Source organism: Rhodococcus sp. P4_B6, assembly GCF_056402215.1.
Map to the genome: position 1 here is coordinate 19,724 of NZ_JBFUHV010000063.1, position 14,776 is coordinate 34,499.

Sequence of the window (14,776 nt, forward strand, 5' to 3'; positions counted from 1 at the left end):
CTTCTGGGGTCACATACGGCGGGCGCGCATGCCTGCCATTACCGGTGCCTGTTTGACGACGTCACCGGCGGTGGGTGCGTGGACCATCTGACCGTTCCCGGCGTAAATGCCAACGTGGCCGGGGCCGCCGGCCTCCCAGGATCCGAAAACGAGGTCGCCGGGCTTGGCCTCGGACAGGGGGATTTCGGTGCCGACCGTCCACTGCTGTTCGGAGGTGCGGGGAAGGACGGTCTTGCCGCCGGTGGCCCGGGTGTAGGCGTACTGGGTCAGTCCCGAGCAGTCGAACCCGCCCCCGGACGGGCCACCCGCGCCGCCGCCGCCCCACACGTACGGGGTGCCGAAATACTGGCTGGCCGCCTCGACGACATTGCTGCCGCCAGCGGTGGGGGAGGGAACGAACTCCCCGCGGCCTCCGGGCTGCTCGAACTCGGGAATGTAGGAGAGTACTTTCTGCACGTAGGGTCGGGTTTCGCTGGAATAGTCACCACCGGAGGGCATCCCACCGGCCTGCTTGATGGCCCCCTCACCGGCGTTGTAGCTGGCGATGTAGAGCGAAAGCGGATCGCCCTTCACGGAGCCGTCGGCGATCCAGCTGTCGACCGATCGCGCGATCTCGCAGAAGTATCTGCCCTGAGCCATCACGGCGTCTCCGACATCGCTTTGGGAGATCCGGCCGTTGCCGTCGTCGTCGCGGCCGTAGACGGCCCAGGTGYCATCCATGAACTGCGTATAGCCTCTTGCGCCTGCGGGGCTGGTGACAGCCCGGAAGCCGCTTTCGGCTTTGGTGTCCGCGGCCAGCAGCGCCGGGCTGATCTGCGGGCACAGCGATCCGCCCTTGCGGAACCATTCTTCGAATGCCGGTGGGACACTGCCGGGCTTGAGATCACCGCCGCCCGCGGTGCCGAAGCCCTTGCCGCAGTCGACCGGGGTGGAAGCGGCCATGAGATCGATATTCGATCCCGGTGCACTCGCGTCCTGTCCGGATGGTGCAGGGGCGCCGCCCAACTTGGTGGTCGGGTCGATCGCGGTGCCACCCTGCAGGCGGCCGCCGTCCCAGTACTCGAAGTGCAGGTGCGGACCGGTGGATCCGCCGGCGTTGCCGATCTCGGCGATGTGGTCACCGGCCTTGACGGTCTGCCCGGGTTTGACATGGATGCCGTTGGCGTACATATGCCCATAGACGGTGGAGACCGGGCGGCCGTCGACGACGGAGTCGATGATGATCCAGTTCTCGAAACCGACACCGGGTCCCTCCCCACTCGAGCCGGCGGCGGCAATGAGGCCGTCGAGGGCGGCGTAGATCGGGGTGCCGACCGGACCGGCGAAATCGACACCGTTGTGCATCGCTCCCCAGCGGGGTCCGAAACCGGAGGTGAACGTGGTGGTTCCCGGTGCGGTGGGTTGCTGGATCGGCCCGGACGGGGTCAGCGCCGCCGCTGGCCGATCACCGGGTGTGCTTTCTGCGCGCGTGCCCCCGGAATCGGAGTGGACGGGCCGGCAAGGTTTGGGCAGGTCGATGATCGCCCCGCCGGTGCAGGCGCTGGCCAGCCCGATAGTGAATGACGCGCCAAGCACAGCCGCAGTCAGACGTGGAGCGGTCATGCGATCGGGCCTGGCAAAGGTGTGTCGAGTTCGGGGATCGGGATGGTGCCGGGAACCGGGACGGGGATGCGGGCGGGGCTGGTGGCCTGCTGGGCGGGCGGAGCAGGCTCCGAAGACGACGGGGACTCGGGAATGCGCTGCGGGCTCGGTGCTGTGCCCGGGGACGGCGTGGTGGTCGGCGTCGTGGTGGTGGTTGTCGTGGTGGGCGCTGTGGTGCGCCCGGCGGTGGGAGTGGCCGCGGCCACGTCGTCGAGGTCGAGAGTGGGGAGGGGGGAGGCGACCTGCCAGCCGTCGTCGGTGTCGGTGACCGCGACGGTCATGGTCCCGGCGCTGGTATCGATCTCCACGATCGTTCCGGTGGTGCCGGTGCCTGGCAGCGTGCGGGTCGGCCCGAGAATCGACACCGGTGCGGTGGGCCGGGCCGCCGCGAGGGTGTCGTTGACGCGCTCGGGGCGGGTGACCCGGCTGAGCGCGACCGCCCACTGAGTTGGCGATGCGGTGGTGTCGACGAACGCGTGCGCGTAATACATCGCCGCTGTCGCGGGGCTACGACCGATCGAACTGGCCGACATTGTCGCCACCGCGGTTTCGGTGACTTCTTCGGCTGCCGCAGGCGTCGAGGTCACTGATGTGTTACTGGTGTCTGCGTCGTGGGCGCGCACGTCGCTTCCGCTGTTCTCTGCCCCGGTGACCGCGGTGACAATCAGGCGGGCGATGTAGAGGACCGCGACCATGATCGCGAGCCCGCTGGCGAGCCGACCGGGACTGCGCAGGACCCAGCTACGGATCGCGGTGGTGATCGGGTTGGCACCTGTTCTCACCAGTTCACTCCCAGGTCCCGATTCGGCCGGTCGAGCACTCCCGTCGACTGAGCCGACGCGGTGTCCTCACTCAATCCCGCCCGGGGCAGATCACTGCTGACGGTCCTCGCCGACGAGGCCGGTGCGGGGCGGGTGATCGACACCCACGGACGCGGCGGCTTTCCGGACGCGTCGGGTTCCTCACTCGGCCGGTAGATGGTGGTCGGTGCGATGACCGCGTCCGGCCCGCCGTCCCACCGGTACGCGTCCTGATGAGGAACGAAGACCTCACTGTCACCGGTGTCGAGGGACTCGAAACCGTCAGTGAAACCCGTTTCAGGGGTGTGTTTGCGCAGATCCGCGAGCCCGGTGCGCCCAGTGCCGTCGGCCGGGCCGGCAGTGAGGTTGACACCGGGGAGTCGGGTGCCGGACTCGGGCCCCTCCGGGGACGCTTTGCGCAGGTCCGCCAACACTCCGCCCGCGCCGCCGCGTAGGGCGGCCAGCTGTGCTTGACGGGCCCGGCCGCGGTAGTCGTCGATGCGTGCGGCCGACAGCGCGCGACCTTCCTGCCGGATGATCGGAGGCTTGTTACCGCCGATCATGTCGGACCACTGACGACCGGCCCCGTCGGCGGAGCGGTTAATGCCGCCGCGGGCGAGTTCGAGGCTCTTCTCGGCCAGCCCCATGGCGGGATTGGTGACCATCGAGCTGGCGGTGAGCAGTTTCTGCTTCCAGGAACCGTGCTTGTGCCGGTCCATCGCACCGCCGATCATGCCGCGATGCGACTGGGTGATGGTTTGCGAGAGCCGCTTGAACGGACGCAACAACATCCAGAAGACGATGGTGAGGATGACCAGGAACCACAGCCGCCAGGTCCCGTCGACCGCAACATTGCGGTACAGCTTGATCAAGATCAGCAGGTAGACCGACATCAGCACCGCGGCACCGACCGCCCACAGATAGATCCCGCCGAGGATGCGCCCGACACGGAGCAGGATCGATCCGGAGACGATGGCGAGCGGAACCCACACGGGCGCGGTGATGATCGCCAGCCGGACCGCCAGCAGCGCCGAGAGTTTCAGCACCGAGGAACCGATCCACAAAATGGAGGGCATCGACGTCTTGACCATCGACAGGAACCCGGTCGTGACCCGACTCGAGTCTTTGCCCTGAAAGGTGTAGAACGAGAGCCCCTTACTCTCCAACGGCTCGACGACCTCCCGCCGGAACTTCTCGGCCTTGGCCTCGTCGATCTCCTTCTGTGCGGCGTTGTCGGCCTGGATCCGGGCCTGCTCGTCATACGTGTAAGCGATCGACTCCCGCAACTTCGGCCACAGATCGTCGAGCGTCGTGTCGTTCGCGTTGGTGCCGAAATACCCTCGCTGCACGTCCGGGATGATGATCCGGTCGGTGATCACCAACCGCGGGTCATCGGTCATGCCCGCGGAGTTGAAGATCTCGCGCTGAGTCTTCGTGATCAGCGCGCTGAACGTGTCGTCGGAGATCTGGATCGCCTTCGCCGGGGCACCGACCATCAACCCACCGATCGCCAGCGCGCCGGCACCGATCGCGAGCTGCCGGAACACCGCCGGGGCATCTGATCGCAGACCGCGGTAGAGGATGATCAGCCCGGCCGCGGCCACCCCCAGCCCCAGCCACGGCCCGTAGACGGTCAGCCGCAGCGAGTCGGAGACCGCGAGCACGATCTCGTCGAACTGCGCGATCGCCCCCTCGCGGCCGGTCTCGCGGCCCTCGGCGGGGATGTTGGCCTGCTCGTCGAGCCAGAACGCCGCGGCCGCGAACGATTGCCCGATCGTGAGGAAGGTGTTTCCGACGTCGGTCTTGTTGCGCACCAGCGATACCCCGGTGATGTCCTCGCCGCAGCCGAGGTCGTAGATGTGCCACGTCAGACCGGCCCAGCCGTGGCCGCCGTACCCAGTGCCGGAGAGCTGGGATTCCGCGGGCCTGTCCACCGACCCGGAGTCGAAGAACGCCGGCGCCGCCGAGTTCGGGGACTGCGGTGCCGGCACATCCTTGCAGTTGAAGCCCGCGGCGTGGGCGCTGGTCTGCCCGCACAGGGCACTGAGCCCGACCAGCATCATGACCGCGCACAGTTGGGTGATCCGCTGCAGCAGGTGTGCGGGCGAGCTGGTGGTGCGGGCGGTGGCGGGCATCGAGAATGTCCTTCCCAAAAGGGGGTCAGGCGGCGGTGGCCCGGGAGTTCAGTGCTTGCGCGACGTGGGCGATGTGGGTGAAGTTCGTCCAGTTCGCGCGCACCAGTTCGATGTCGCCGCCGAGGCGGACGACGTAGGTGCGGGCTTCGTCGGCGCCGGTCTTCGCGGCGCGCTGCTTACGGGCCTTGTTCGCGCGCGGGTCATAGGTGTCGTTGCGGCCCCCGCCGAGCTGGTTGGCCAGGATCGTCTCGTACCCCTCACCCTCTTCGAGGCCGAGGAGTGTGAGTGCGTCGGAGATCGCCCGTTCGGAGGAGCCGAGCCGGCCGATGATGATCTCGTCGGTCAGCTGCGACTGGTCCTGGTCATCCGCGCCGTCCGCCAATCCGAGGAAATCGCCCGCGAGCTGGCTGCACACCAGTGCGCGGGTGCGGAACTTGCGGGTGTCGCGGCCGAGCCGGACGTAGAGGGTGCGGCCGGCCCCGGACTGCTTGAGGTACTTGTTCTCGTCCAGGAACAGCAGTTTCGGAAGCGCGCGCGGCTTGTCGTAGACCAACCGGGTCGCCAACCATGCCGCCAGGTGGATCAGCGGCCCGGCCAGGCGTTGGCTGTCGGTGGCCGCACTGCCCTCGGCCTTGTCGTCGATCTGCAGGCCGGGCATGGTCAGGATCGTCAGTCGCTCGTCGAGGACCGAGTCGAACAGTTCGGCGGCGGCATCGTCGCCGGCCGTGGCCGACGGGAACAGCACCCGGGCATCGCGCAGCTGCGACATCGTGCGCAGCATCGGCCCGATCCGGCCCGCTGCGGCGCGCAGTCGTTCGCCGATGACGGGGGTGTTCTCGGAGCTGTTGGTCTGGCCGTTGGTCGTGCCGTGGGCGGCCCCGTGGCCGTTGGTGTAGACCATGCCGGCGGCGATGTGGTCGATCGCGTCGAGGACCTTGCCAAGATGGTTGGTCGGCTGGCCCCCGACCATCGCCGCCGCCATCCGGACCACACTCTTGGCGTCCCGGTCGCTGCGGTCGTCCGTGTCGAGCATCGAGATCAGCACCCAGGACGCGAGCTGGACTCGTTCGGCATGGGCGGCACCGCGATCGTCCTCGTAGGCCGCTGCTGCGGCGGCGGCCGGGTCGGATTCGTGCGCGTACTCGGGATGGGTGGGGCGGTAGATCTCGTCGGCCGGGTCGGGCTCGGACACGACCCGGTAGACGTTGAGGACGCCGGGCTTGGCGCCGCGGCCGGTCAGCTCGTAGACGCGGGTGAACGGCTTGAGTTCGGGCAGATCGGCGAGCGCTCGCAGCGGCCCGGACGGATCCAGGATCACCCCGTGCGCGCCCAGGCGCAGCGCCTGATAGGTGATCATCCCGGCCAGATGGGTTTTGCCGGCGCCCTGGACGCCGACCAGCGGGGTCAGGCCGCCCTTGTCGAAGAAGTCGTGGGCGGYGAACAGGTTCCAGGCGACCGGGCGGACCGAGATCGACGAGGTTTCGCCGAGGATGATGCCTTCCTCGTCCCCGATCCGGTCGGCCGCCGCCCCCATCCCCGCCGACATGGCGAGGACACTCATCCTGCGCTTGTGGGCGGTGTTGGCCAGCTTTTCACCGGGCATGAATTCTTTGAGCAGGTGGTACTGGCCGTTCTCGACTTCGAGTTCGACATCCGGCGCGTACTGCTGCTGCAGCTTCGAGACACGGTCCCGTACCTGCTGCGGGGAGGAACCGGACACGGCGATCCGCCACCACCCCGATCCCCGGGTGGCTAATGCCCCACCGTTCGACATCTCCGTCCGCAGCCGGCGGGACAACCCGTGCTGTGCCGCCAACTCGTCGGGTGGGGTTTCGTCGTGCTCGACGGTGTAGTGCCGGTACTGTGACTCGATCGCGTTGCGCTGCTTCTGGATCTCGCCGAGGGTTTCTTCCGGGGTGTGCAGGGTGATCCGCTCGGACCACTCCAAGGGCAGCCCGAGCTGGTCACCGAGCAGCTGCCACGGCATCTTCTGCTCGGGGATGGCAAGTGGTGCCATCCGCCCCACCGTCAGCACCGTCACGTACGACCGGTAGGTTCGGCCGGCGATGGTGCCCTCGACGACGGTGTGTCCGGCGCCGGGCGTGTAGTGCATTTCCGTCAGGTTGCTCAGCGACAACAGGTCGGACAGGCCCCACCCCGACGGTGCGTTCGCGGTCGCCGGTTCGGTCAACGGCATCCCCACCGCGGCCGAGCGGCGCAGCAGATAGTCCACTTGACCGCTGTCGGCCGGCAGGGCTTCGACACCGGGGGAGAGCATCACGCGCTCGATCTCGGCGATGTGTTCGGCCGCCGCGTCCTGCTCCGCGTGCAGGACCTGCTCGGACCACTTCGACAACCGCGGTCCCACACCCTTCACCCCGGAGCACATGTCGGCCACCGCGACGATCGCCTGCGCGGTCATCGACCGCCGGGGCAGTTCGATGCCCCAGTAACGGCGCTTGCGGGTAGGGGCGGAGTCCAGCAGCGCGACTTGCTGACCGACGAGGTAGTCGTCCCACGCGAGGGCACCGGGAACGTCGGGGAGGCGGTCCTCGGTGAGCTGCGCGTGTGCGCGGCCCCATTCCTTGACCGGCCAGGGCTCGCGCACAGTGCGCCGATGGATACCGGAGACCCCTTTGCCGCGAAGTTCCGCCAGCACCAACGCTTCATCCCGGATGAACCGCGACTGATCCGCAATCGCCCGCATGCTCCACGTGCCGGGCGATTGCACGAACCACAACGTGGCTGTGTCGTCGGTGATGGTGACGTTGTTCAGCACCGCCCGTAGCCGCCACTTGGACTGCTTCCGCAACCGCGCCCTGCTCCCGCGTTCAGCGGCCGCATTGGTCGAGTGCCCCTCCGGGGCTGGTCGGGACTTCTTCCCGCGCCGCCTGCTGCCGTTGCGGTGGGTGGGTTCTGCGGGCACGTCCTCGTCATAGTCGGGGTTGGTGACCGGGGAGGGGTCGGTGAGCACAGCATCACCCAAGCTCGCTTGTGTTGCGGCGGTGTGCGGGTCGGCGGTCTGCAGCCCGGCTTGGCGCGCCGCGCGCAGCCACGACTCGGGCAGCACCGGCGGCAGTGCCCCGGGGGGTGGGACGAGGTCAGCCGGGTCGAACCGGTTACCGGGATAGCTCATGACTTACCTGCTCGTAGTCGAAGAAGTCGTGTGACCGCCGGCGGCGGGGGCGAGGCGAACGCGCGCAATCTGATCGGTGATCGACACCGTCCGCGGCGCGTTCCGGATTTTCCTGTTGCGCTTGACCGCAGGGCGTGGGGAGGTGAGGTCGTTGATCGCGGACCGGGCCAGCGATCGGATGGTGCGTTCGTGGCCGAGCCCGTCGACGATCCGTTTCGTCCCGAGATAGGTCAACCCCAGCACCACGGTGACGGACCAGCCGCTCCACGGCACCGACAGCACTCCCATGACCAGGATGAGCGAGAGCACCAGCAACACCACACCGATACCCACTGCCTGCCATCTGACTGGTCTCGGGAACGCCCGTCCCGGAGGACCCAGCCAGTGCTGATCCACCCGGTACAGGTCGTCATCGGTCTCGATCACCGCACGCCCCTCACCGGCGCTCGCTGATGGCGCGACCGATTGCGAACACGATGGCGGCGGCGATGACCACGCCGAAGATGATCGTCATGGCAGACATGGGATGAGGTCCTTTCGAAAAGGGTGAGTCCGAATGGGGCTGTGTCCGCTACAGGTCACACGCCGGGGACGATCAGCCGGATAAGTCCGGTGCCGACATTCATCGCCGCGTCGGGGTTCGCCGACAACCCGAACCAGCCCAACGCGATCAGGGACAGGCTGGCGATGGTGATGACGGCAGACCAGGACGAGCGAATCGCCTTCGCCAGAAGCACAATCGCTCCGACGCCGAGGATCGGAGGGACTACCTGCTCGCGGAGGAAATCTCCCACCCCGCTGGTCTCGATCCCCTCCTGTGCCAGGAACGTCAGCTGCGACGCAGCCTCGAAAGACTCATGAAGCATGCTCTCTCCCAAAAGATTCGCGGGCAACACCGAACGGTGACGTCAGAAACAGTGGCACAGGGCGGCTTCGGCACACGAAGACCCCCGCACGCGCTCGGGCGTGTCGCCGCGGGGTCCACTGAGGGTGGGACCGGTTGGCGGTGGGTCCACGAGGTCGGGTCGTATCGCGGCGGGGCACTGAGGGCGGGGACCGGTCGCTGCGGGGTCTGCTCAGGGTGGGGGCCGGTCGCTGCGGGGACGGGTGCTGCCCTCCGGGCACGCTCTCTTCGGGCAACCCTCGCGAAGAACGTGATTGGCCCCATGTGGGGCATATGTCGACGATTGGGGGATCGGCGATGCCTGCGCCCCCACTCCCTTCGGGAGACGCCTCCCCCCTACGGGGGGAGGCGAAGTTGAGAATAGCGCCCCGGACCGGTTTCAGCGAACAGTGGTTCAAACACCACTTGGCAGAGAGGTTTTGGAGATACCGGAGGAGTTCGCCTCACAGCGGCCTGGGACGCACTCGCAGGGGCTGCGGGCGGGGCGACACGCCCGAGCGCGTGCGGGGGTCCTTGGTGAATCCTCCGGCGAGCGGATTCACTGTGTGCGCATCAGCATCACGCAGATGTCCGACCGAGAAAGGGTTTCCGCGATGCCGTCGAATGACCCTGTGGGCGAGTTCTTCCGGGATGTGTTCGGTCCTTCCGGTGCCTCGTCGGCCGCCGGCGGGCGCAGGCGGTCCGAGCAGTCGGGGGAGGAAGAGGCAGCGCGGTTCACCCCGTGGGTGCTCGTCGTCCTGGCCGTCACCATCGCCGTGTGGTGGGCGCCGACCCTGCTGGAGTCCGCTCAGATCACCGAGCTGTGGCCGCGTTCGCCGCTCTGGGCGCAGTGGCTCATCGACTTTCGGCCCAGGCTCGTCGTCGCCGTCGCCCTCGTCGGTCTCCTGGACTTGAGCCGGTTCCTGCGGCACCGGCAGCGGCGAATCCTGTCCGCGGTGGTGCGACAGACCACCGGCCACATCCCCGTGCGGATCAGGCTCAGTGTGCGTACCGGGTGGCACAGCACCGCGTGGGCGGCAATCCGCCTGCCGCAGGGAGCGGTCGTCGATGCGAACCGGCAGGCGCGTCTGGATTCGGCAGTCAATGCGTTGATCGTCGGATCGCCGCTGTGGCACCGTCTGCGCGCCGCGTTACCGGCCCTCGCCCCCACCCGCCCCCTGCGATTTCTGCCGCGGAAGACGCCGGCGCAGATCCACAGCGTCCCAGCGGGCGAACCGGGACCCGACAGCCTGACACCCTCGACGCCGAAGGCGGAGCAATGAGCCGATTCCTCGGACCCACAGTCACCGACTGGAAGTACGTCACCGCCTTCCGGGCCGACAAGAGCACCATCACGATCACCCGCCGACCGGTGCTCCCGGACACCCGCAGCGCACGTCACCGCATGCTCGCCGAGCTGTTCTCCGACGGCAAGGCCCTGCAGGACGTGACGGTGTCGGTCGACTCCTACGCCTACGACGGAACCGAAGCCTCCTACCGCATCCACTACAAGCCCACGCTGGCCACCGGCATGGAAGCCAACCGGCACAAGCTCACCGAGGCTCTGCTCGCCGCCCTCGGCACCCACGAATCAGGGCAGCTGTGGCGAGTGGACTGGGCCCCGGAGAAGCCCATCATCACCCTCTCGCTCCGAAAGCCGCTCGCGACAATGGTGATGCATTCGCTGAAAATCCCGGCCGCCGACCTTCCTGTTCCACAACTCGACGAACGCGGAATCGCGCGACGCCAGCAGATGCCCTGGCCAGGAAGCGACCCCAGCGTGCCCGGGCAACGCCTGCATGTCCCGTACGCGTCCTGCGAAACCGATGCCGGCGTCGTCGACGCCTACTGGAACATCTCCGACGATTCCTCGGCACCGCACATGCTGGTCGTCGGACCGACCGGCGGCGGCAAAACGGTTCTGCTGACCACCGTGATCACCGAACTCACACTCCGCGGAGTCCCGGTGATCGGTGTCGACCCCAAACGCATCGAACTGCACCAATTCCTCGGCTACCCCGGGGTCCCCGCGATTGTTTTCGAACCCCTGCGGGCCGCAGAGTTCATCTACGCGCTGTGGCGCGAAATGCACGCACGGACCAAGTACATGCAAACCCAGCGTCTGAAGGCACGCAACATGCCGCTACTAGTGGCGGTGCTCGACGAGTTCTTTATCCTCTCCGCGGCCTGGACACAGCTGGCCAAGTCCGGCACCGACGAGGAGAAGGAAGTCATCAAACGCTGCAACCCACTCGGGCGAATCGGCGAACTCGTCGCCCTGGCCCGCTCGGCAGGCATTCGCCTCGCCGTGGGAGTTCAACGCCCCGATGCGCACCTGTTCGGACGGGACTCCGGCAGTGTTCGCGACAACTTCCAGACCCGAGCAGCGCTCGCACGGTTGAGCAGTGACGGCGCCTACATGATGTGGGGTGAGACCACTGTCGGCCGCGACATCGACGCCAAGATCCGCGGCCGCGCCACAGTCAGTGACCCCTCCGGTGACCCCGCCCTCGCACAGGTGTGGTTCACCCCCACCATCGACGACCACCCCGCCGCCCGCAGCGACCTGTCCGCCGAGGAAGCACACGCCGTCGACAGCCTGCGCCCGACAAGGGATACCCCGGTGTACTGCTTCTCGGCCGAGCTGGCGCAGTTCATCGCCGACGAACAGCACCTGATCACCACGATGGCCGATGACGTCCGCGAGCCCGTCGCAGTCTCCGGGTCGTCGGTGACATCCCTGATCGACCACATCTCCGATGCGATCCCGGCTGGTGCCCTCGAGGAAGGCATGAACATCGTCCTCGGCCTCGACGACGAACCGGACCGCACCGGCACCGTCCTGACCGTCGAGACCATCCGCAAGATTGCCCGCGACAGCGACGGCACGGTCACCGAGGAGGGTCTGGTGCGGGTGGAGGTGTCAGTGGAATCCACCGGCCGCCGGCCCGAGGTCCTGATCCTCGAATACAGCGGACTCGACACCGTCTTCCTCGCCGCGGTCGACCTCGCTGCCGCCGTCTGACCCCTGATGTCCCGGCTCTATCCGCTCCACCACTGAAAACACGAGAGAGAGGCCACCGATGGCAGTCCGGCAGATCGAACGCGCAGTAATCCTCGAACCCGAGGACATCGAGGCCATGCACCGCCCATTCGTCAACAAGGGCAACTCCGACCCCGTCGTTCGCGCGTTCCGAGAAGCGCTACGGGCCTCCACACCCGGGTGGCTGGCCGCCCTGGACACCGAAAGCAAGACCGTCTCCCGCAGCCGTCTCGACGAGCTCCTCACCGCGATCGGTCATCGGCGCGACCTCGTGGGGGCGCTCCCCGACGGCGAGGTCAAGACCGAGGCACTCGATCAGCTCACCAGCCTCGACGAGCTGATCACCGAAATGCTCGCCCAGCTCGACGGCACCACCTCGGGCGCCGGGAATCTGTGATGTCCGCCCCGCAGATGACCGTCGCCATCGACGGCGGAGGACGTCACGCTACGGCGTATGTGCCGTCGCAGGCCGCGACGCTCGACCTGCGAGGCGACACCGAGCAAGACCTGATGACCGCCGTGTTCGCGCAGGCCCACGCCGAAGCCCGAAGCAGCGGCCGGACGATCACCGTCGCGGTCAGCGGCGGCGCCGACACCGCGCCGATGCGGCTCGAGGTCGACCCCGACCAGACCATCCGCCCCGCCCCGGAGCAGGCACCGCCGCAGGAATCCGGGGCGCCCATCCGGGAACGGCCCCAGCGCCGCCCGGCGGGCGGCACTCCCGTCGTCCGGATCCAGGACGAAGGCAATGAGCCCACGGTTGCTGTGCGGCTGCCGGCGACCGATCTGACACCCGCACGGGCAGCGGTATCCGCCGAGCGCGAAGGCGGACACGACCGCACACCCCCCGCCCGGCCGTGGCGGCCGGTATCGGGGCTGGCCGCACCCGAGATCGTTCCCGGGACCGGTGAGCCTGCGCGGCTGGGTGTGCGAGGTCGACTCAACGCCATGCTCGGGTTGAGTCTCGCCCCGAAAGCGCAGTCGCCGGAGATGCGGCTGCGGGCCGCCGAGTCGGTGATCACCCGGGCGCTGCCCGATTTCTCGGTGATTACCGTCGCCAACCCGAAAGGCGGGGTCGGCAAGACCCCGTTCGCCGTGGCTCTCACCCAGACCTTGGCCGACCTGCGCGGCGCCAGCACCGTGGTGTGCGCGGATCTCGGTGAGGTCGGCGGCAGTCTCTCCAACAGGGTCGCCGTCCGCCCGTCACCGGGCAACGACATCCCCGCCCTACTGGCAGCACATCCCAACCCTGATGTCGCCATCCGACCCTCAGCGCTCTCACAGCACCTGACCCGTCAACCGTCGGGTGAGGACATCATCGCGGGACGCCGCGGCGACAGGACGTCCGTTCTGAACGAAGACCATGCGGCGCATCTGGCCGCGATCGTGGCCCAGCACCGCGACATCCTCATCGCCGACACCGGCAACAACCCCCTCGCGGGAACCTGGCAGTGGGCAGTGGCGACAGCGGACGCCGTCGTCGTCCCCGTCCCCTTGCGCTGGGACGCCGCCGACGCCGCAGAAGAAATGATCACCGAATTGGCGTCGACCACCACCCATGTTCTCCAGCGCACGATCGTTGTCATCACCGCCGGCCCCGGGGACGCCCCGATGGTCGAACAGGACACCGTCGAAGCCCTCCGGGACCTGGGAGTACCGCTCGTGGCGCGCATGCCGTTCGAGCCGCTGTTCGCCTCCGGGGAACGCCTTGCACTCTCCCGGCTCCAACCCCACACCCGAGCAGCGCTGACCCGACTAACCGAAGAAGTCGTCAAGACAATCACCGGCCCCTGACCCAGCCATCACCCACCGACCGAACACATCTCACGCCACCCTCGACGGGCACATCCACCTTCATTCGCATCTGACCACCCTTACTGGCCACCTCACGAAAGGCACACAATGAACAACGCCACCGCCGGCAACCGCGCCGCCCGCCGCGCCCGAGGCCCGCACCGCCGACAGAGCGCCAGACAGGCAGCCACCGCGCTGGCAGTCATCACCGCCGCCCTGACCTCCGGAATCGCCCTGTCCCCGTCCGCGTTCGCCGACCCGATCCAGGACGGCGTCACCGGCGACAGCACCCAGGAAGGTGTCACCGGTGCGGACACCCCCAGCGCAACCACCGCCCCCACACCAGCACCCGAGACCGCCTACGTGCCCGAAACCCCCACGGAACCGGTGTACTGGGTCGAGCCGCCCGCCGAGTACCAGAACATCGAGTACCAGCCGCTCCCGAACTACGACTACGAAACCAATGCGTATGTCGAGCCGGAGAACTACTCGATCGAGCCGGTGCAGCTCGACCAGCTGCACCTGCCCACGCCGGTGGAACCGACCGCCCCGTTCATCGCCCCACGCGACACCCTTCGCATCGGCGAAATCCATCTCAAACAGCCGAACTGGATCAGCGACGGCGACCGGGACCGCACCAACAACACCCTCTCCGTGGTCCAGGCCGGGGTTTCGACAGGTTGGCGCTCGATCGGTGTGGAAACGTCTCGGGCCGACCGGATCGCCGCCGCACAGGTCGGTGCCGGTGCCGCCGGGGCAGCGCTCGGCGCAGTCACCACAGGCGGGGCGGCAGCCACCGCGGGCGCACTGGTCGGTGGCACCATCGGTGGCCTCGCCGGAATGACCGCAGGCAACGTCTTCCTTCCCGGACTCGGGTGGGTACCCGCCGGGATCGTCGGCACCGCCGCGGGTGCCGGCCTCGGTGCCGCGGTGGGTATCCCCGTCGCTGCGGCCGGAGCGGTCGTCGGCGGCGCGGCCGCCGTCGCGGCGGTGACCCCGATCGCTGCCGGCGACAAGGGAGAACCGCGCGAGATCGAGGTACCGGACATCGACTCCGAAGCCGTGACCGCCCAGACCGAGACCGTGCTCACCGACTGGGAGAACTCCGGCCCCGTGGGGCAGGCGGCCGCCGACGCCGTACAGGACACGGTCGAAGCTGCGCCCGCGATCGACCAGCAGGCCCGCGATTTCGTCGCTGCCCAGCCCGGCGGCGAGCAGATCATCGAGCAGGTCGACACCACCCTGAACACGTTCTTCACCGACGCCACGCCCGGCCTGGCCGGAAACCTGTTGTCGGGCGCCATCGGCGGCGGCATTCCGGCCGCGAACTGACACCGAAGAAGG

11 protein-coding genes are annotated in these 14,776 nt (G+C 68.2%); 5 read left to right on the forward strand and 6 right to left on the reverse strand.

All coding sequences use genetic code 11. The features are described from left to right. Positions 1-9: 9 nt before the first annotated feature. From AC1DWT_RS26385 to AC1DWT_RS26410, 6 genes are all read right to left on the reverse strand, one after another. A complete protein-coding gene (locus tag AC1DWT_RS26385) occupies positions 10-1,602 on the reverse strand; it encodes a peptidoglycan DD-metalloendopeptidase family protein (protein WP_477922900.1) in 1,593 nt (530 codons plus the stop codon). Next, on the reverse strand, positions 1,599-2,423 hold the full coding sequence (locus tag AC1DWT_RS26390; protein WP_283336408.1) for a hypothetical protein: 825 nt from the start codon (positions 2,421-2,423) through the stop codon (positions 1,599-1,601). The genes AC1DWT_RS26385 and AC1DWT_RS26390 overlap by 4 nt, the downstream gene beginning before the upstream one ends. Further along, positions 2,420-4,576: a hypothetical protein gene (locus tag AC1DWT_RS26395; protein ID WP_477922902.1), complete on the reverse strand. Its 2,157-nt coding sequence runs from the start codon at positions 4,574-4,576 to the stop codon at positions 2,420-2,422. Before AC1DWT_RS26395 ends, AC1DWT_RS26390 begins: the two co-directional genes overlap by 4 nt. A gap of 25 nt (positions 4,577-4,601) precedes the next feature. After that, the gene (locus AC1DWT_RS26400; RefSeq protein WP_477922904.1) at positions 4,602-7,712 is read right to left on the reverse strand and encodes an ATP-binding protein; all 3,111 of its coding nucleotides are present in this window, start codon (positions 7,710-7,712) and stop codon (positions 4,602-4,604) included. A gap of 3 nt (positions 7,713-7,715) precedes the next feature. Next, a complete protein-coding gene (locus AC1DWT_RS26405; RefSeq protein ID WP_477922905.1) occupies positions 7,716-8,138 on the reverse strand; it encodes a hypothetical protein in 423 nt (140 codons plus the stop codon). 152 nt (positions 8,139-8,290) lie between these two features. Beyond that, positions 8,291-8,578 carry a hypothetical protein gene (locus AC1DWT_RS26410; protein WP_061045636.1) on the reverse strand — a complete coding sequence of 96 codons (288 nt, stop codon included), beginning with the start codon at positions 8,576-8,578 and terminating at the stop codon, positions 8,291-8,293. 631 nt (positions 8,579-9,209) lie between these two features. On the opposite strand from AC1DWT_RS26410, the gene AC1DWT_RS26415 reads away from it, so the two are divergent. From AC1DWT_RS26415 to AC1DWT_RS26435, 5 genes are all read left to right on the forward strand, one after another. After that, entirely contained in the window at positions 9,210-9,878 is a 669-nt protein-coding gene (locus AC1DWT_RS26415; RefSeq protein WP_269591550.1) for a hypothetical protein, read from the forward strand. Then, positions 9,875-11,620, forward strand: coding sequence for an FtsK/SpoIIIE domain-containing protein (locus tag AC1DWT_RS26420; RefSeq protein ID WP_477922906.1), 1,746 nt, complete (start codon positions 9,875-9,877; stop codon positions 11,618-11,620). The genes AC1DWT_RS26415 and AC1DWT_RS26420 overlap by 4 nt, the downstream gene beginning before the upstream one ends. 58 nt (positions 11,621-11,678) lie before the next feature. After that, a complete protein-coding gene (locus tag AC1DWT_RS26425; protein WP_242323922.1) occupies positions 11,679-12,035 on the forward strand; it encodes a hypothetical protein in 357 nt (118 codons plus the stop codon). Then, positions 12,035-13,432, forward strand: a complete 1,398-nt coding sequence (locus tag AC1DWT_RS26430) for a nucleotide-binding protein (protein ID WP_477922907.1) — start codon at positions 12,035-12,037, stop codon at positions 13,430-13,432. The genes AC1DWT_RS26425 and AC1DWT_RS26430 overlap by 1 nt, the downstream gene beginning before the upstream one ends. 108 nt (positions 13,433-13,540) lie before the next feature. Then, a complete protein-coding gene (locus tag AC1DWT_RS26435) occupies positions 13,541-14,764 on the forward strand; it encodes an insoluble domain protein (protein ID WP_477922909.1) in 1,224 nt (407 codons plus the stop codon). Positions 14,765-14,776: the final 12 nt, after the last annotated feature.